General features: G+C 29.5%; 21 protein-coding genes. 19 read left to right on the top strand and 2 right to left on the bottom strand.

The features are described 5' to 3' along the window. The first annotated feature begins 221 nt into the window (after window positions 1–221). From ARA56_RS15070 to ARA56_RS15030, 10 genes are all read left to right on the top strand, one after another. On the top strand, window positions 222–1,076 hold the full coding sequence (locus ARA56_RS15070) for a DHH family phosphoesterase (RefSeq protein WP_055268168.1): 855 nt from the start codon (window positions 222–224) through the stop codon (window positions 1,074–1,076). Window positions 1,077–1,110: 34 nt separating this feature from the next. Then, a complete protein-coding gene (locus ARA56_RS15065; protein ID WP_055268166.1) occupies window positions 1,111–1,629 on the top strand; it encodes an adenine phosphoribosyltransferase in 519 nt (172 codons plus the stop codon). Window positions 1,630–1,739: 110 nt separating this feature from the next. After that, window positions 1,740–3,926, top strand: coding sequence for a RelA/SpoT family protein (locus ARA56_RS15060; protein ID WP_055268164.1), 2,187 nt, complete (start codon window positions 1,740–1,742; stop codon window positions 3,924–3,926). A gap of 10 nt (window positions 3,927–3,936) precedes the next feature. Further along, window positions 3,937–4,386, top strand: a complete 450-nt coding sequence (dtd, locus tag ARA56_RS15055) for a D-aminoacyl-tRNA deacylase (RefSeq protein WP_055268162.1) — start codon at window positions 3,937–3,939, stop codon at window positions 4,384–4,386. Window positions 4,387–4,408: 22 nt separating this feature from the next. Next, window positions 4,409–5,008: an MBL fold metallo-hydrolase gene (locus ARA56_RS15050; RefSeq protein ID WP_055268160.1), complete on the top strand. Its 600-nt coding sequence runs from the start codon at window positions 4,409–4,411 to the stop codon at window positions 5,006–5,008. 9 nt (window positions 5,009–5,017) lie between these two features. Continuing rightward, entirely contained in the window at window positions 5,018–6,442 is a 1,425-nt protein-coding gene (locus ARA56_RS15045) for a coproporphyrinogen III oxidase (protein WP_055268158.1), read from the top strand. 13 nt (window positions 6,443–6,455) lie between these two features. Next, window positions 6,456–7,703, top strand: coding sequence for a histidine--tRNA ligase (gene hisS / locus ARA56_RS15040; RefSeq protein ID WP_055268156.1), 1,248 nt, complete (start codon window positions 6,456–6,458; stop codon window positions 7,701–7,703). Window positions 7,704–7,719: 16 nt separating this feature from the next. Further along, window positions 7,720–9,504: an aspartate--tRNA ligase gene (aspS, locus tag ARA56_RS15035; RefSeq protein ID WP_055268155.1), complete on the top strand. Its 1,785-nt coding sequence runs from the start codon at window positions 7,720–7,722 to the stop codon at window positions 9,502–9,504. A 151-nt stretch (window positions 9,505–9,655) separates the two neighbouring features. Continuing rightward, the gene (locus ARA56_RS16735) at window positions 9,656–9,799 is read left to right on the top strand and encodes a hypothetical protein (protein WP_156334270.1); all 144 of its coding nucleotides are present in this window, start codon (window positions 9,656–9,658) and stop codon (window positions 9,797–9,799) included. Window positions 9,800–9,949: 150 nt separating this feature from the next. Then, a complete protein-coding gene (locus ARA56_RS15030; RefSeq protein WP_055268153.1) occupies window positions 9,950–10,219 on the top strand; it encodes a metal-sensitive transcriptional regulator in 270 nt (89 codons plus the stop codon). Window positions 10,220–10,419: 200 nt separating this feature from the next. Here ARA56_RS15030 and ARA56_RS15025 read toward each other — a convergent pair whose 3' ends face one another. Continuing rightward, window positions 10,420–10,851: a threonine/serine exporter family protein gene (locus ARA56_RS15025; protein WP_055268151.1), complete on the bottom strand. Its 432-nt coding sequence runs from the start codon at window positions 10,849–10,851 to the stop codon at window positions 10,420–10,422. Then, the gene (locus tag ARA56_RS15020; protein WP_055268149.1) at window positions 10,852–11,616 is read right to left on the bottom strand and encodes a threonine/serine exporter family protein; all 765 of its coding nucleotides are present in this window, start codon (window positions 11,614–11,616) and stop codon (window positions 10,852–10,854) included. A 112-nt stretch (window positions 11,617–11,728) separates the two neighbouring features. Between ARA56_RS15020 and glyA the strand changes: the two genes are divergently transcribed. The 9 genes from glyA to ureG all read left to right on the top strand — a co-directional run bounded on the left by glyA (window position 11,729) and on the right by ureG (window position 19,091). Next, complete coding sequence (gene glyA / locus ARA56_RS15015) at window positions 11,729–12,964, top strand: serine hydroxymethyltransferase (protein ID WP_055268170.1); 1,236 nt, start codon at window positions 11,729–11,731, stop codon at window positions 12,962–12,964. Window positions 12,965–13,093: 129 nt separating this feature from the next. Continuing rightward, entirely contained in the window at window positions 13,094–13,846 is a 753-nt protein-coding gene (locus ARA56_RS15010) for an exodeoxyribonuclease III (protein WP_055268147.1), read from the top strand. A gap of 153 nt (window positions 13,847–13,999) precedes the next feature. Continuing rightward, window positions 14,000–14,740: a carbonic anhydrase gene (locus ARA56_RS15005; protein ID WP_055268145.1), complete on the top strand. Its 741-nt coding sequence runs from the start codon at window positions 14,000–14,002 to the stop codon at window positions 14,738–14,740. A 97-nt stretch (window positions 14,741–14,837) separates the two neighbouring features. After that, a complete protein-coding gene (locus ARA56_RS15000; RefSeq protein ID WP_055268143.1) occupies window positions 14,838–15,140 on the top strand; it encodes an urease subunit gamma in 303 nt (100 codons plus the stop codon). An 11-nt stretch (window positions 15,141–15,151) separates the two neighbouring features. After that, on the top strand, window positions 15,152–15,487 hold the full coding sequence (ureB, locus tag ARA56_RS14995) for an urease subunit beta (RefSeq protein WP_055268141.1): 336 nt from the start codon (window positions 15,152–15,154) through the stop codon (window positions 15,485–15,487). After that, entirely contained in the window at window positions 15,487–17,202 is a 1,716-nt protein-coding gene (gene ureC, locus ARA56_RS14990; RefSeq protein ID WP_055268139.1) for an urease subunit alpha, read from the top strand. Before ureB ends, ureC begins: the two co-directional genes overlap by 1 nt. A gap of 18 nt (window positions 17,203–17,220) precedes the next feature. Further along, window positions 17,221–17,691 (top strand): urease accessory protein UreE, encoded by a 471-nt coding sequence (locus tag ARA56_RS14985; protein ID WP_055268137.1) that lies wholly within the window; start codon window positions 17,221–17,223, stop codon window positions 17,689–17,691. After that, window positions 17,675–18,382, top strand: a complete 708-nt coding sequence (locus ARA56_RS14980; RefSeq protein WP_055268135.1) for an urease accessory protein UreF — start codon at window positions 17,675–17,677, stop codon at window positions 18,380–18,382. Before ARA56_RS14985 ends, ARA56_RS14980 begins: the two co-directional genes overlap by 17 nt. A gap of 97 nt (window positions 18,383–18,479) precedes the next feature. Beyond that, window positions 18,480–19,091, top strand: a complete 612-nt coding sequence (gene ureG, locus ARA56_RS14975; protein WP_055268133.1) for an urease accessory protein UreG — start codon at window positions 18,480–18,482, stop codon at window positions 19,089–19,091. The last annotated feature ends 1 nt before the right edge of the window (window position 19,092 follow it).

Here is a 19,092-nt window from a genome sequence, read left to right as displayed (position 1 = left end):
AAGTTTTTCATATTATTACTATGCGCAAAAAAGGAAGTTCAAATTCGAACTTCCTTTTCTTTATCGGCAAATATCAAATTTTTTTTGATACAGCCCCTTTTTGTATGGAGAAAGAGAGAAAACTTTAGAATAATTAGACTTTTTTATTAGAAAACATTTGTAATATGTATAAATTTAAATTATAATATAGATGTTTTCTTATTTTTATGGAGGAGTTTAAAATGCGTAAGTTTTGGGAAAGTATATATAGTCCAAATTACATAACTGGATATAATCCCTTTATACTTAAGGATATGAATAGAGCTATTGAGCGAATGGTATCTGCAATTAATAATAGAGAAAAAATAGTGGTTTATGGGATACCTAATGTAGATGGACTATGTGCTATTTCATCCCTAATACTGGTTTTGAAATATTTAAATGCAGATATTGAATATGTAGTTCACGATGATTCGTCAGGTGATTCTAGTATAACATCAAAGGACATTATTAATAATGTTCATTTTTTAGGTGCTGAAGTACTTATCACCTTAGGTATTGGGTTAAAGTCGAAAGAAGAAGAAGAGCTTTGTAAAAAGTTAAACATAGATTTAATGGTCTTAGAAAACAAAGACCTAAAAACAAAATGCGAGTACATATACATAAACCCTAATCAAAAAGGGTGTCAATATAGATATAAGAATTTGTCTATAAGTGGATTAGTATTTAAACTAATGCAGGCAATAGCAATATATTATAACATAAAGAGTATAAATAAGTATCTAGATTTAATACTTATTGGTGAGCAGTCAGCAAATGTTCCTCTTAAGGGCGAAAATGGTGTCATATTGAAAGAAGGTAAAAAGTTCTTAACTAATACGAATAATTATGGACTAAGAGCTATAAAAGATGCGTATAATATTACTGAGATGAATGATGATGACATAAAGCAAATTATAAAGATTATAACGCCGACTATAAATGTAGTAACGATGATGGACAATGCAAGAATAATAATTGAATTGCTCATTACAAATAGAAAAGAAAGAGCAGAACAGATTACAAAGTATTTGAATAAGTCTAAAGAAAATGTATAATTAAGGTAATAATAAAATTCATGGAGGAGTTAATATGAATTTAAAAGATAAAATTAGAATAGTTGAAGGATTCCCTAAAGAAGGCATTAGTTTTAAAGATATCACGACTTTAATTGGAGATGGAGAAGCGTTTAAGGAGTCGATTGACTTAATTGTTGAACATTTAAAAGATAAAAATGTTGATGTTATATTAGGGCCTGAAGCTAGAGGATTTATTTTCGGAGTGCCTGTTGCATATGCTTTAGGTGTTGGTTTTGTTCCAGTAAGAAAAAAAGGTAAATTACCAGCTGAAACAGTTTCAGTGGATTATGCATTAGAATATGGTGTAGATGTATTAGAAATACACAAAGATGCAATAAAAAAAGGGCAAAGAGTTGCAATAGTTGATGATTTACTTGCTACAGGAGGTACTATAGAAGCAGTAGCTAAACTTGTAGAACAAGTAGGTGGAGAAGTTGTTTCATTAGACTTTGCAATAGAGTTAACAGAGTTACATGGAAGAGATAAACTTAAAGGGTATGAAGTAATGTCATTAGTTCAATATGATATTTAATTCTATTGTAAAACCCTAAATTTTAATATATAATTAGAATGATAAGGGCTGGTTAATTAACCAGCCTTTGACTTTAGGATTTTGAGGTAATCTAAAGGAGTAAATAGCTAATGATTGAAGTATTAATAAATAAGATTAAAGAAAATTGTACAAATGTTGATATAGATTTAGTAATCAAAGCTTTTAAGCTTGCTGATGAAGCTCATAAAGGACAAAAGAGAGAGTCTGGAGAACCATATATTATACACCCAATAGATGTTGCAACTATATTAGCAGAGTTGGGAATGGACACAAGTACCATAGTAGCAGGGTTACTTCATGATGTTATTGAAGATACAGATTATACATATGAAGATATAAAGAAAATATTTAATGAAGAAATTGCGAATTTAGTTAGCGGAGTTACAAAAATAACTAAGATGGAGTATAAGTCAAAGGAAGAGCAACAGGCTGATAATTTTAGAAAGATGTTGCTTGCAATGGCTAATGATATCAGAGTAATTATTATAAAATTAGCTGACAGATTACATAACATGAGAACTCTTAAGTATATGACAAAGGAGAAACAGAAGCAGAAAGCAAGGGAAACTTTAGATATTTATGCACCTCTAGCCCATAGACTTGGTATATCAAAAATCAAATGGGAATTAGAAGATCTTTGTTTAAGATATTTACATGAAGATGAGTATTATGACCTTGTTAAACAAATAGCTGAAAAGAGAGTAGAAAGAGAAACATATATTTCTACTATTATAGATGATTTGCACGTTAAATTTGAGAACTCTGGAATTGATGCAGATATTGATGGTAGACCTAAACATTTTTATAGTATTTATAAGAAAATGATTACTAAAAATAAAAATATAGAACAAATATTTGACTTAACTGCGATAAGAGTACTAGTTAATACAGTAAAGGATTGTTATGAGGTTTTAGGAATTGTACATACCATTTATAAACCAATTCCAGGCAGGTTTAAAGATTATATAGCTATGCCTAAGCCGAATATGTATCAATCTTTACATACGACAGTTATAGGGCCTCAAGGTAAAACTTTTGAAATTCAAATTAGAACTTTTGAAATGCATAGAACAGCTGAATATGGTATAGCTGCACACTGGAAGTATAAAGAAGGCGATGCATCAGGAGAAGGGAAAGAAAAGAATTTTGAAAATAAGCTTGCTTGGCTTAGAGACATGTTAGAGTGGCAAAAGGAAACGTCGGATGCAGAAGAGTTTATAGAAGGATTTAAAATAAATTTATTTACGGACGAGATATTTTTATTTACGCCTAAGGGAGTTGTAATAGATTTACCTAATGGAGCAACACCAATAGATTTTGCCTATAGAATTCATACTGATATAGGTAATAAGTGTGTGGGAGCTAAAGTAAATGGTAAAATTGTACCATTAGATTATAAGCTTAAAACAGGTGAAATAGTTGAAATCCTAACTTCTAATAATGCTAAAGGACCTAACATGGATTGGCTAAGTATAGCTAAAAGCAATCAAGCTAAAAGTAAGATAAGAGCTTGGTTTAAGAAGGCTAAGAAAGAAGAGAATATAACAAAAGGTAAAGAGATATTCGAAAAAGAACTTAAAAAGCAAGGCGTTGTATATAATGAAATAGCTAAAGGCGAGAGTTACGATAAGTTTGCAAAGAGATATAATATAAATAATTTGGAAGATTTATATGCACTAATAGGACTAGGAGCTATAACAGCTTCATCATATATTGCTAGATTAAAAGAAGAGAATTTAGTAAAAGACGATAAGAATAAAGAAGCAGAGATACAAAAGACTATTGATGAGCATATAGCAAAGAATCAAAGAAGTAAAAAAGAAAATACTTATGGTATAACTGTTAAGGGATTAGATAACTTAATGGTTAGATTTGCAAAGTGTTGTAATCCAGTACCTGGAGATGATATATTGGGATATATCACCAAGGGTAGAGGAGTATCTGTTCATAGAAGAGATTGTAATAATTTAAAATCTCTTATTGAAAATGATGGAGAAAAAACTATAGAAGTTTCTTGGGGAAATTCTCAAGGGGTAGGTTATATAACAGAGATTGAAGTTAAAGCTGAAGATAGGATGGGAATATTAACAGATATTATGACTATAATTAATGAAGCTAAAATATCACTTAATGGACTAAATGCAAAGTCTACTAAGGGGAATTTAGCATTTATAAGTATTAAAGTGAAAATAGATTCTATTGAGCAGCTTAAGGATTTAATGAAGAAGATACGTAAGTTAAAAGGCATTATTGATGTTTATAGATTAAGAAGTTAAAGGGGAAAAAATGAGAGCGGTAGTTCAAAGAGTAAAAAAATCTAGTGTAAAAGTCGACGAAAAAATTGTTGGTAGTATTCAGTATGGATTAAATGTACTTATTGGAATAAATGTGGATGATACTTTAGATGATTTGAAATATATAGTAGATAAAGTGATTAACTTAAGAATTTTTCATGATGATAATGATAAGATGAATTTATCTGTAAAAGATATTGATGGCGAAATTTTAGCTATATCACAATTTACTTTATATGGAGATTGTAGAAAAGGTAGAAGACCTAATTTTATGAATGCTTTAGGTGGTAGTGAGGCAGAAGTGCTATATAATAAATTTATAGAAATGCTAAAAGAAACTGGAATAAAAGTTGAAACGGGGATTTTTGGAGCTCACATGGATGTTGAAATTCAAAATGATGGACCGGTTACAATTTTGTTAGATAGTAAAAAAGTGTTTTAATATAAAAAAAGAGGTGACTACTATGATAATTAATACTTATCCTATGGGCGAATATGGAGCTAATTGTTATTTCGTTATAGATGAATTAAGTAAAGATACATTAGTAATAGATCCAGGTGCTAATGGAAAAAGCATTATTAGGGAGATAGATAGATTAGGATGTAACGTTAAGGCAATACTTTTAACACATGCTCATTTTGATCATATTGGAGCAGTTGAAGAGCTAAAAGAAAAGTATAAAGTGCCTTTATATGTGAATGAAGGGGAAGTAGACAATTGCAAAAAGGATAATACTGTATATGCAAAATTACCTAGTGATTATAATGCAATAAGTGATGGGGATATATTAGATTTCAACAATATTAATGTTAAATGTCTACACACTCCAGGGCATAGTAAAGGTGGAATGTGCTTCTTAGTTGAAGATAATGTATTTACTGGAGATACTTTATTCCAAGGTTCAATTGGAAGAACAGATTTTATAAGTGGAAATTATGATACACTTATAAGTAGTATAGAAGAAAAACTTATGGTATTAGATAAGAATACTAAAGTATATCCAGGGCATGGACCAAGTTCAACAATTATTTACGAAAGAATGAGAAATCCTTTCTTACAGTAGGGAGAGAAAATGGAAATTAAAATTAAATTAAATGACCTTAAATATAGATATGACGTATATCAAATGTTTAATATATATTTTTCGTTAGATGAAATTAAATTTGAAGATGATGGGGAATATGTTGTAGAAGTGCTTGAAGATGAAGTTAAATTTTCTTATAAAGATTTTAATAAATCTGTAAAAATCGGAGAAAAAATTAAGGAAGATATAAAGAGATTAGTCTTTATGTCATTAAAAGAATTAACTAATGAAGAATATCCTTGGGGTATATTAGTTGGAATTAGACCTTCTAAAATTGCTTTAAAATATTTAGAAGAAGGTAAGAGTGAAGAGGAAATTATAAAAATCTTTAAAGAAAAGCATTTAGCTTCAGAAGAAAAGGCAAAACTATGTATAGAAGTAGCAAAAACTGAAGAGAAATTTGTAAATGATGATGAAAAAAAGATATCTATTTACATAGGGATGGCATTTTGTCCCACTAGATGTTTTTATTGTTCATTCACTGCGAATTCAATTTTAGGAAGTAAAAAATTGGTTAATCCATATTTAGAAGCTTTAACTTATGAAATAAGAAAAATTAGCGAATACGTTGAAGAAAGAAACTTAAAAATTGAAACAGTATATTTTGGTGGAGGAACACCAACAGCAGTAAATAATGAAGAATTTGAAAATATTATGAAAGAAGTGTATAATGCTTTTGTAAAAAATAAAAAAATTTTGGAATTTACAGTTGAATGCGGCAGACCAGATAGTATAACAGTTGAAAAACTTCAAACAATGAAAAATTATAATGTTACAAGAATAAGCATAAATCCTCAGACTATGAATGATGATACATTAAAGGCAATAGGAAGAGGACATAATGTAAATGATGTAAAAGAAAAGTTTAATCTTGCAAGACAGATGGGCTTTAATGATATAAATATGGATATTATAATTGGATTACCTGGTGAAGGATTAGATTATGTTAAGACTACATGTAATGAGATTTATAATCTTAAACCAGATAGTTTAACAGTACATGGACTTTCTTTAAAAAGAGCATCTATACTTTATGAAAACTTTATTTTAAAGAAAGGTATACAAGTAAAGAAGCAAGAAGAGTTGGCTTCTATGTATAATGAAAGTATGGAACTTGCTAAAAAGTTAGGACTAAAACCGTATTATATGTATAGACAAAAAAATATGGTTGGAAATATGGAGAATCTAGGATATTCTAAAGAAGGTAATGAATGTATATATAATATTCAGATGATTGAAGATAAGCAAACTATAATAGCTTTAGGTGCAGATGCTGTAACTAAAGTAGTATTTTTAGAAGAAGATAGAATAGAGCGATTTGGAAATATAAAAGATATCAAAGAATATTCAAATAGAATAGAAGAAATGGTAAATGGTAAAATTAATTTATTAGATACCCTTTATCGTAATTAGGAGGAAAAGTAGGATGGATATACAAGCACCTAAAGGTACAAAAGATATGTTACCTCAAGATGCGTATAAGTGGCAATATGTTGAAAATACGTTCAAGGAGATAGCAAAATATTATGGAATGAGAGAGTTAAGGACTCCAATGTTTGAACATACTGAACTATTTAAAAGAGGTGTAGGAGATACAACAGATATTGTTCAAAAAGAAATGTATACTTTTAATGATAAAGGGGATAGAAGCATAACATTAAAGCCAGAAGGAACGGCACCTGCTGTTAGAGCTTTTATTGAAAGCAGATTATTTAATGAGGTTCAACCAACAAAATTATATTATGTTACACCATGTTTCAGATATGAAAATGTACAAAAGGGAAGATTCCGTCAGTTCCATCAATTCGGTACTGAAATATTTGGATCTAAAGAACCTTCAATGGATGCTGAAGTAATTGCTTTTGCAATGAATGTTTTAAAAAAGTTAGGATTAAGCTCTTTAAGCCTAAATATAAATAATTTAGGATGCCCAAGTTGTAGACCTAAATATAATGAAGCATTAAAGCAATATTTAAAAGAGAATTATGATAATTTATGTGATTTATGTAAATCTAGATTTGAAAAGAATCCAATGAGAATTTTAGATTGTAAAAATCATAAATGTAATGAAATAACTAAGAATGCACCAATAATATTAGATTTTATGTGTGATGAGTGTGATACTCACTTTACAAAGGTAAAAGAGTATTTAGATGCATTAAGTATTCCATATAAAGTTGATCCAGGTATAGTTAGAGGATTAGACTATTATACTAAAACTATTTTTGAAATTTTAAATGATGATTTCACAGTTTGTGGTGGTGGTAGATACGATAAGCTAATAGAACAACTTGGTGGACCTGAGATGCCTGCTGTTGGCTTTGGTATGGGTGTAGAGAGATTAATAATGATTTTAGAAAAGGAAGGTATTGAGATTCCAAACGAAATTCTTTTTGATCTTTACATTGGAGCTAGAGGAGAGGAAGCAAAGCTTGCTGCATTTACTTTAGCAAATAAATTAAGAGAAGTAGGTATAAAAACAGAAGTAAATCATATGGGAAGAAGCATAAAAGCAGAAATGAAGTATGCTAATAAAATAGGTGCTGCATTTACAACAATTTTAGGTGATGACGAACTTCAAAATAAAGTAATCAAACTTAAGAGAATGAGTGATGGAGAACAATTTGAAGTAAGTTTAGATCATATAGAAGAAATAGTTAATGTAATAAGATAATTAGGAGGAAATGACGATGGGTGAAGCTTTAAATGGCTTAAAAAGAAGCCTTATGTGTGGAGAACCTAGAGAAACTAATATAGGACAAAAAGTTACTCTTATGGGATGGGTTCAAAGAAATAGAAAATTAGGAGGTCTACAATTTATAGATCTTAGAGATAGAACTGGAATAATGCAAATAGTTTTTGGTGAAGAAATAAATGCTGAAAGCTTTGAAAAAGCAAAAGCTGTAAGACCAGAGTACTGTATAGCAGTTACAGGAGAAATAGTTAAGAGACAATCTCCTAATGAAAATATGGCAACTGGTATGGTTGAGTTAATGTGTGAAAGTATAAAAGTTCTTTCAGAATCTGAAACTCCTCCAATATATATAAAGGAAGATTTAGATGCAGCAGAGAATATAAGACTAAAGTATAGATATTTAGATCTTAGAAGACCTGACATGCAAAGAATTTTTATGATTAGAAGTAAAGCGGCTATGGCAGTAAGAAATTACTTAAGTGATAATGGTTTCTTAGAAGTTGAAACTCCAATACTAACTAAGAGTACACCAGAAGGAGCTAGAGATTATTTAGTTCCATCAAGAAACTATCCAGGAATGTTCTACGCACTTCCTCAATCACCTCAAATATTTAAACAATTATTAATGGTATCTGGATTTGATAGATACTTCCAAATAGCTAAATGTTTTAGAGATGAAGATTTAAGAGCAAATAGACAACCAGAGTTTACTCAAATAGATTTAGAAATGAGTTTTGTTGAGCAAGATGATGTAATGGCTATGAATGAAGGTCTTGTAGCCCATGTATTTAAAGAGGTATTAGGTCATGAAATAAAACTTCCAATTAGAAGAATGCCATTTAAAGAAGCTATGGAAAAGTACGGTTCAGACAAACCAGATTTAAGATTTGGAATGGAAATAACTGATATAACAGAAGCTGTTAAAGATATGGATTTTGTAGTATTTAAATCTGCTATAGAAAATGGTGGATCTGTTAGAGCTTTATGCTTAAAAGGTGGAGCTGATTTAGGAAGAAAGCAATTAGATAAATTAGTTGATTTTGTTAAGACATATAAAGCTAAAGGGCTTGCTTGGATTCAACTTAAAGAAGATGGGAATAAATCTTCTATAGCTAAATTCTTAACTGATGAAGTTACAGAGAACATAGTTAAAACTATGGGAGCTGAAAATGGAGATGCAATACTTATGGTTTCTGATAAAAATTCTGTTGTATTCCAAAGTTTAGGTGCACTTAGATTAGAATTAGCTAAACAATTTGATTTAATTAAAGATAAATCAGAATTTAACTTCTGTTGGATTACAGAATTCCCATTATTTGAATATGATGAAGAAGAGGGAAGATATTTTGCAGCTCACCATCCATTTACAGCACCAATGGATGAAGATTTAGATATGTTAGAATCAAACCCAGGAGCAGTTAGATCTAAGGCATATGACTTAGTTCTTAATGGTGAAGAGCTAGGTGGAGGATCAATAAGAATACATGATTCAAACTTACAAACAAGAATGTTCAAAGCTTTAGGATTTACAGAAGAATCAGCTCAAGAAAGATTTGGATTCTTAATAGATGCATTTAAGTTTGGACCACCACCACATGGAGGATTAGCATTTGGACTTGATAGAATGGTAATGTTCTTATCTGGAACAGACAATATTAAAGATGTTGTTGCATTCCCTAAAAACCAAAATGCATACTGTTACTTAAGTGAAGCACCAAACGTAGTTGATCAAAAACAATTAGATGAATTAGGAATTGCTAAAGTAGATAAAGCTGAATAATTGTAAAAGAGCTAAAGGAGATAACTTTAGCTCTTTTGTATTAATGAAGTTTACTTTTATAATCTGTTTTACAAAAGTACAAGGATAAAAAATTATATTTTGTATAAAATATATATTGTACTTACTATAGTAAAGATAGGAGGAACTTAAGATGAAAAAAGGTCCTATGAAAAATGTTAAGAGAAAACTTCATAAAGGTAAATTAAAAGGAAATCTTTTAGTTGAAATGGCTGATGATTTTATGGACTTAATTTCAAATGCAAAATTATATAAAAAGTTAACAAAGAAAAAATAGAAAAATCCCAGCTGTAAAGCTGGGATTTTATAATTAAAAAAGATTTTCTTATAATAATTTATATATTGAAATATGATTTTATAACAAAATTTCACAAATTCTAATTTAAGTGTTACAATATAGCATATGTAGGTATTAGGAGAGAAAATAATGGATAGTAATGATAAACTTAATAAAGATATTATAAATAGACTAAAGAGAATAGAAGGACAAGTTAAAGGCATACAAGGTATGGTTGAAAAAAATGTATGTTGTGATGATATATTAATTCAAGTGTCAGCTGTAAGATCTGCTATTAATAAGGTTGGAGGACTACTTATTGAGAGTTATGCAAATAATTGTTTGCAATTAGATGAAGAATCTAAAGAATATGAGAGTATAAAGAAGCTTATAAAAAATATAAATACTTTTATAAAGTAATTAGAATTACAAATAATGTAGATTATTAAAAAATAAATATATTGATATAGTTTATTAGTAAATTGATAAAAAAAATAATAAATTATTGACAAATAATTTATTAACTTGTACAATTCAAATATGAGTTAAGACATTTTGCAAATGAGATTTTATATTTCTCCTTAACTTAAAAAAGGAAATGATTTAGTTCATTTCCTTTTTTAATGTCTTTTATGTGTAGTTACTAATTTTGTTATAGTAGATACGAAAATTATTCCTAGAGCAAGTGTTCCAGCAGATGCTAGAGTATTTAAACCTAGATCTAATGAACTTGATACATTACCATTTACGGCTTCTAGCATAGTATAATACATACCACCACCAGGTACTAATGGAATAAGTGAACAAATTACTAAAGTAGTAACTGGTGTTTTTAATATTCTTGCAAATATTTCACAATAAGAGCTAAAAAATATAGCAGATATAAATAATGATGATAGCTCAGAAAAATTAAATTTTAGTGATAATGAATAGAAAAACCAACCAATAGCCCCACCAAGAGATGCAAAAAAAAGTTTTTTTCCTTTAATATTAAAAATTATTCCAAATCCTAATGTAGCTAAAAACGCTGAAAAAGTTTGAAAAATTAACATCTATATACCTCCAATATTAGATAACCAAAAGCTTAATACAGCTCCTGAACCTACTGCAATTGAGATAGCAACTAAAAAAGCCTCAGCTGCACGTGTAAGTCCTGATAATAAATCGCCAGCAATAGTATCTCTAATAGCATTAGTTATTGCAAGACCAGGAACTAATAGCATAATAGATCCTATTATAGTCTGATCAAGGTTTGCTGCTAAATTTATTTTTACAAGTATTATCGCTAAGAATGAAGCTACAGCAGCAGATAGACTATTTATAAAAAATTGATTTATTTGCATATCACTTCCTTTTATTGTTATGAATTTTATAATAAATCCTATTATAAAAGCTGCTAGAAAGTCTTTCATATTACCACCAAATAATATAGCAAAACCTGCAGCACCTAAAGCTGAGAAAAGTAATGTTATATTATTTGAATATCTTTCACTAATATTTATTTTTTGAAGCTCAGACTTAAAATCTTTAACTGAAAGATTCTTTGTAAGAATATTTCTAGATAAGTCATTTACTAAATCGATTTTATATAAATCAACAGTTCTTTTTGACACTCTCTTAATTAGAGAATAGGTTTGACCTTTATGGCAAATAGAAGCCATAATTCCTGTTGGAGTAGCAAAACTTTCTGCTTCTTCAGCACCAAAAGCTTTACAAATTCTACAAATTGTTTCTTCAACTCTATAAGTTTCTCCACCATTTTCAAGAATCATTTGTCCTGCAAAAGTAGCAACTTGAAGTATTTCATTCATAATTATCTCTCCTAAATTAATTTTACTTATGTATTATAACATTAGATAAGAGAAAAAAACAGTTGATATGTATTTAGAAAAAAATTATAATTTAGAAAAAAAGAAAAAGGTGATGAGAATGAATTTTAATAATTTAAAAGATAGTGATAAAGAAATTTTTGATTTAGTTCAAGGTGAATTAGATAGACAAAAAAATGGAATAGAGTTAATAGCTTCAGAAAATTTTACATCTAAAGCTGTAATGGAAGCAATGGGTTCTTATCTAACAAATAAATATGCGGAAGGATATCCAAATAAAAGATATTATGGAGGATGTCATATAGTTGATACAGTAGAAGAAATAGCACGAGAGAGAGCCAAAAAGTTATTTAATGCTGAACATGCTAATGTACAACCACATTCAGGATCACAAGCTAATATGGCTGTATATTTTTCAGTATTAAATCCAGGAGATACTGTATTAGGAATGGATTTAAGTAACGGGGGACATTTAACTCATGGGTCACCAGTAAATTTTTCAGGAAAGTTATTTAAATTTGCTTTCTATGGTGTAGATAAAATTACAGAAGAGATAGATTATGAAGAAGTTAGAAGAATAGCTGTAGAAACAAAACCTAAGCTTATTGTAGCAGGAGCTAGTGCTTATTCTAGAATAATTGATTTTAAAAAATTTAGAGATATATGTGATGAGGTAGGAGCTATTCTTATGGTTGATATGGCTCATATAGCTGGATTAGTTGCAGCAGGGGTACATCCTTCACCTATTCCATATGCAGATTTTGTTACATCCACAACACATAAAACATTAAGAGGACCTAGAGGTGGATTAATTTTATGTAAAGAAAAGTATGCTAAAGAATTAGATAAGAATATTTTTCCAGGGATGCAAGGTGGACCACTTATGCATGTTATAGCAGCAAAAGCTGTGTGTTTTAAAGAAGCTTTAGAAGAAGAATTTGTTACTTATATAAATGATGTAGTTAAAAATTGTAAAATCCTTTCAAGAGAATTAATTAATTTTGGATTTAAGATAGTATCAAATGGAACAGATAACCACCTGTTATTAGTAGATTTATCTAATAAGAATATTACAGGAAAAGAGGCAGAGAAACTATTAGATAGTATTGGAATTACTGTAAATAAAAATACTGTTCCGAATGAAACAAGAAGTCCGTTTATTACTTCAGGTATTAGAATAGGAACTGCTGCTGTTACAACAAGAGGATTTAAAGAAGAGGATATTATTGAAGTAGCTTCAATAATTAATGATGCAATATCTAATAGAGATTTAGATTTAGGAGAGTTGAAAAATAGAGTAACAGCTTTATGCGAGAAGCACCCATTATATAGTTAAAGATTAATTAAAGTTAATGATTAATTATGGAAAAGTATTATTTTGAAATAAAGCTTTAAAGTTTATATCTATATGGATTATAGTATAAATAAAATATTAAAATATAAATGATAAGCAATGGAGGAAAATATGAGATTAATATCTTGGAATGTAAATGGAATAAGAGCTTGTGTGCAGAAAGGATTTCTAGAGTTTTTTAAAGAAGTAGATGCAGATATTTTTTGTATTCAAGAAAGTAAATTACAAGAAGGACAAATAAACTTAGAGTTAGAAGGATATTATCAATATTGGAACTACGCAGAAAGAAAAGGATATTCAGGAACAGCAATATTTACAAAAGTTAAACCTTTAACTGTTTCATATGGAATTAATATTGAAGAGCATGATAAAGAAGGTAGAGTAATAACATTAGAATTTGATGATTATTATGTAATTACTGTATATACTCCAAATTCACAAAATGAATTAGCTAGATTAGATTATAGGATGAAGTGGGAGGATGATTTTAGAAACTATTTAAAAAGCTTAGAAAGAAATAAGCCTGTAATTTTATGTGGAGATCTAAATGTAGCACATAAAGAGATAGATTTGAAAAATCCTTCTACAAATAGGAAAAATGCTGGATTTACTGATGAAGAAAGAGAGAAGTTTTCTACTTTACTAAATTCAGGATTTATAGATACATTTAGATATTTTTATCCAGATTTAACTGGAAGCTATTCTTGGTGGTCATATAGATTTAATGCAAGAAAAAATAATGCTGGATGGAGAATTGATTATTTTGTAGTATCAGAAGCTTTAAAAGATAAGTTAGTTAGTGCTAAAATACATACAGAAATATTTGGTTCGGATCATTGTCCAGTAGAACTAGTAATTAAATAAGTTTAAATCAGAAATATAGATATAAGTAAAAATAATACTTATGTCTATATTTTTTATTATTATTAAATAATTTATATGTATTTGGGCAAACTTAATTTGAAAGTGTTATTTATAAGAATTTTTATAATATAAAAGTTAAAGGAGGTTATTGATATGAATAAAGCTTTCATAGCAATGCTATTAGCAACATCAATTATATTTGCAGGGTGCACATCGAAAGGGGTAAATGATGGAAGTAATACTTCAAATAATACTTCAACTAGTCAAAGTGAAAATAAAACGAATGATTCTAGTATAGGAGAAAATGTAAATGTTGATACAAAGGTAACTACAGCTGAAGAGGCAATGAAATTATTAGAAGATGGGAATGCTAGATTTCTAAGTGATAAAAGTGAGCTAAGAAATATAGATTCTGCACGAAGAAATGAGCTTAAGGATGGGCAAAATCCTTATGCTGTTATAGTTTCTTGTTCAGATTCAAGAGTAACACCTACAACTATATTTAATGCTGGTTTAGGAGAGATATTTGATATAAGAATAGCTGGAAATATTGTTGATGATGATGCATTAGGATCTATTGAGTATGGTGCAGAACATTTACATAGTCCTCTTATTGTTGTTATAGGGCATCAAAGTTGTGGAGCAGTAACTGCAACTTACAACAGCGTAGTAAAAGGTGAAAAAGCTACAGGACATATTGAAGATATAGTTGAAAAGATTGAACCAAATGTAAATTCAAATGGAACAATTGATGATGCTATAAGAGCTAATATAGATTCAGTAGTAAAAGAGATATCTGAGGATGAGATAATAAAAAATCTTATAAGTGAAGGCAAGGTAAAGGTAGTTGGAGCTTATTATGATTTAAATGGGAAAGTAACTTTTAACAAATGAAAAAATGAATAAAAAGAGTTATCTTTGGAAAAATAACCTATATGTAATGAATTTATTGTAAATTTATACATAACAAAATAGCAAGGAGGAATTTGTTTTGCATTTAACTATTAGAGAACAAGAAAAGTTAATGGTTGCTGTTGCGGCAGATGTAGCAAGAAAAAGAAAAAGTAAAGGCCTAAAACTTAATTATCCAGAAGCTATGGCAATAATAACTGATGAAATGTTAGAAGGCGCGAGAGAAGGTAAAACTGTAGAGCAATTAATGCAATATGGTACAACAATATTATCAAGGAATGATGTAATGGAAGGTGTTCCAGAAATGATTCATACAGTACAAGTAGAATGTACATTCCCAGATGGAACAAAACTAGTTACAGTTCATGATCCAATACAATAAGGAGGTAGAGTATGATACCTGGAGAATTAAAGATAAAAGAAGGAAATATTTTATATAATGAAGGCAAAGATGCTATAACTTTAGAAGTTGTAAATACTGGAGATAGACCAGTACAAATAGGGTCTCATTATCATTTCTATGAAGTAAATGATTCATTAGCATTTGATAGAAAAGCAGCTTGGGGAAAAAGATTAGATATTCCTTCAGGAACTGCTGTTAGATTTGAGCCTGGAGATAAAAAAGAAGTTAATTTAATAGACATTGGTGGATATAGAAGAGTTTATGGTATAAGAAACATGTGCGATGGATTCTTAGATGGAATGTCAAAAGGGAGTGGTGAAAAGTAATGAGTTTCGAAATAGATAGACATAGATATGCAGAGTTATTTGGACCAACTGAAGGAGATAGTATAAGACTTGGCGATACTGATCTTTTTATAAAAATAGAAAAAGACTACACTGGATATGGAAATGAGTGTAAGTTTGGTGGTGGAAAAACATTAAGAGATGGTATGGGGCAAAATGCGACCCAAACTAATAAGCATCCAGAAGTTGCAGATATGATAATTACTGGTGCAACAATAGTTGATTATACTGGTATATATAAAGCTGACGTAGGAATCAAAGATGGAAAGATTCTTGCTATAGGTAAGGGTGGTAACCCTGATACTATGGATAATGTTGATTTCGTAGTAGGAGTAGGAACAGAAGCACTAGCTGGAGAAGGAAGAATATTAACTGCTGGAGGAATAGATACTCATGTTCACTATATTCACCCAGGATGTGCACAAGTTGCATTAGAAGGTGGTATAACAACATTAGTAGGTGGAGGAACAGGACCTGTAGATGGTACAAATGCTGTTACTTCAACACCAGGACCTTGGAACATAAAACAAATGTTAAAATCTGCTGAAGGATGGCCTGTAAATGTTGGTATATTAGGAAAAGGAAGCGGAGCTAATATAGATGTAAATGCACAACAAATTGAAGCTGGAGCAATTGGATTAAAAGTTCATGAAGACTGGGGTGCTACAAGATCAGCTATAAATTACTCTTTGGAAACAGCTGAAAAATATGATATTCAAGTTGCATTACATAGTGATACATTAAATGAAGGTGGATTTGTAGAACATACAATTCAAGCAATTGCAGGAAGAGTAATTCATGCTTATCATACTGAAGGAGCTGGTGGAGGTCACGCACCAGACTTGATGGAAGTTGCATCTCAAATTAATGTTTTACCTGCATCAACTAATCCAACTAAACCATATACAGTAAATACTGTTGCAGAACATTTAGATATGATGATGGTTTGTCACCACTTAGATCCTAAAGTTCCAGAAGATATAGCTTTTGCTGATTCAAGAATTAGACACCAAACAATAGCAGCAGAAGATATATTCCAAGATATGGGAATATTTAGTATTATGAGTTCTGATACATTAGCTATGGGAAGAATTGGAGAAGTTGTAACAAGAACATGGCAAACAGCTTCAAAAATGAAAAAGCAAAGAGGAACATTCCCTAATGATAGTGAGTATAACGACAATAACAGAGTTAGAAGATATATTGCTAAATATACTATAAATCCAGCAATAGCACAAGGAATGGATAAATATATAGGTTCTGTAGAAGTTGGTAAGTTTGCAGATTTAGTTCTTTGGGAGCCACCTTACTTTGGAGTTAAACCACATCTAATAATTAAAGGTGGAATGGCAATTAGAGGAATTATAGGAGATGCTAATGCATCTATTCCAACATGTCAACCTGTAGTATACAGAGATTGTTATGCTGCATTTGGAAAAGCAAAATTCCCAACATGTATAACTTTTGTTTCTAACTATGCATATGAACATGGAATAAAAGAAGAGTTAGGACTACAAAAAACTGTATTACCAGTTGGTGGAATTAGAAATTTAACTAAGAAAGATATGAAGTTAAACGATGCTACTCCTGAAATTAGAGTAGATCCACAAACTTATGATGTTACAGTTGATGGTGAATTAATTACATGCGAACCTGCAAGTGAATTACCATTAGCTCAAAGATACTTTTTATTCTAATTATAAGGAGAGAGCTATATGATCTTTAACCAAATAAAAGGGAATATAAGGGGTATAGAAAATATAAATAATTATCATATTGAGAAAATATTTATAAATAGTGATGATACTTTAAAAAGAATTTTAAGAGTAACATCTGATCATAATAACGAGTATGGCATTGCTTTAGATAAAAATGAAGAATTAAAAGATGGAGATATTCTTTTAAATGATGGCAAAAATCTTGTAGTAATAAAAGTAAAAGGCGAAGATGTATTAGTTATTAAGCCTGATAATATTACAGAAATGGGGATAATTGCTCATTCTTTGGGTAATCGACATTTACAAGCACAGTTTAATGATGGAAAGATGATTATACAATATGATTCATTAGTAGAAGAAGAGTTAAAAAGAGATAAAATTAACTATTCAAGAGAAAATTTAAAATTAGAGAAAGCGTTCAGACATGTTGAGTTTGGACACACTCATACTCATGCACATGCAAATTGATAATGATATATTAAAACATTTAAGGGTTATCCAAATATGTGATTCTAACTTTCCTATAGGATCATTTAATCATTCTTATGGAATGGAAACTTATTTAAGATTAAAAAAAGTTTATGATACTAATACTTTTAATAGTTGGCTTGATGTTTATTTAAAAGAACAATTTATTTATAGTGATGGTTTAGCTATAAGGTTATTATATAGTTTTCTTGAAAAAAATGATATGGAATCTATATACGAACTTGATAGACTAATAACGGTTCAAACTGTAGCTAAAGAAAGCCGCAATGGAGGAAAGTTAGTTGCAAGTAGAATGATTAAGTTATTTATGGATTTATATGACTTTGATTTATTAAAAGATTATAATGATAAGTTAAGGAAAAAAGAAATATTTGGCCATCCCGCTCTAGTTTTTGGAATATTAATGTATTCTCTAAACTTTAATTTAAAAGAAGCAATAATTTATCATATGTATAGTACCGTTTCAACATTAATAAGTAATGCAGTAAGAACTATTCCCTTAGGACAGAAAGATGGGCAAATTCTATTAAAAAATTATAGTGAAGAATTTATACATCTTTATGAAAAAATAATGAATTTAGATTACGATGATTTTGGAGCTAATAGTCCAGGATTAGAGTTATCACAAATTAAACATGAAACAATGGAATTTAGATTGTTCATGTCATAGCTATAAAAATATAAAAATTAATACATATATTAATATGAATGAGGGGGTTCTCTCATTCATATTAAATAAAGATTATAAATAGAAGGGTGTTGAAAATATGAAGCCAGTTGTTATAGGTGTTGGTGGACCAGTTGGTAGTGGTAAAACTTTACTTATTGAAAGATTAACAAGAGTAATGAGCAAAGATTATAGTTGCGCAGTTATAACTAATGACATATATACAAAAGAAGATGCTAAGTTTATGGTTAAAAATTCAGTTTTATCTGAGGATAGGGTAATAGGAGTTGAGACTGGAGGATGTCCACATACTGCCATAAGAGAAGATGCATCAATGAATTTTGAAGCTCTTGAAGAATTAAAGAGTAGATTTGACGACTTAGATATTATATTTTTAGAAAGCGGAGGAGATAATTTAGCAGCAACATTTAGTCCGGATTTAGTAGATTTCTCAATATACATAATTGATGTTGCGCAAGGTGAAAAAATTCCAAGAAAAGCAGGTCAAGGAATGATAAAAAGTGATTTGTTTATTATAAATAAAATAGATTTAGCACCATATGTTGGAGCAAATTTAGAGATTATGAGAAAAGATACATTAGCTTTTAGATCCGAAAATAGTTTTATGTTTACCAATTTAAAAACAGATGAAGGAATTCAAGAAGTAATTAATTGGATAAAGAAAAATTGCTTACTAGAGGGTATTTCTTAAT

Source organism: Clostridium disporicum, assembly GCF_001405015.1.
GTDB lineage: Bacteria > Bacillota > Clostridia > Clostridiales > Clostridiaceae > Clostridium > Clostridium disporicum_B.
This window is presented reverse-complemented; position numbering and strand designations above follow the sequence as displayed.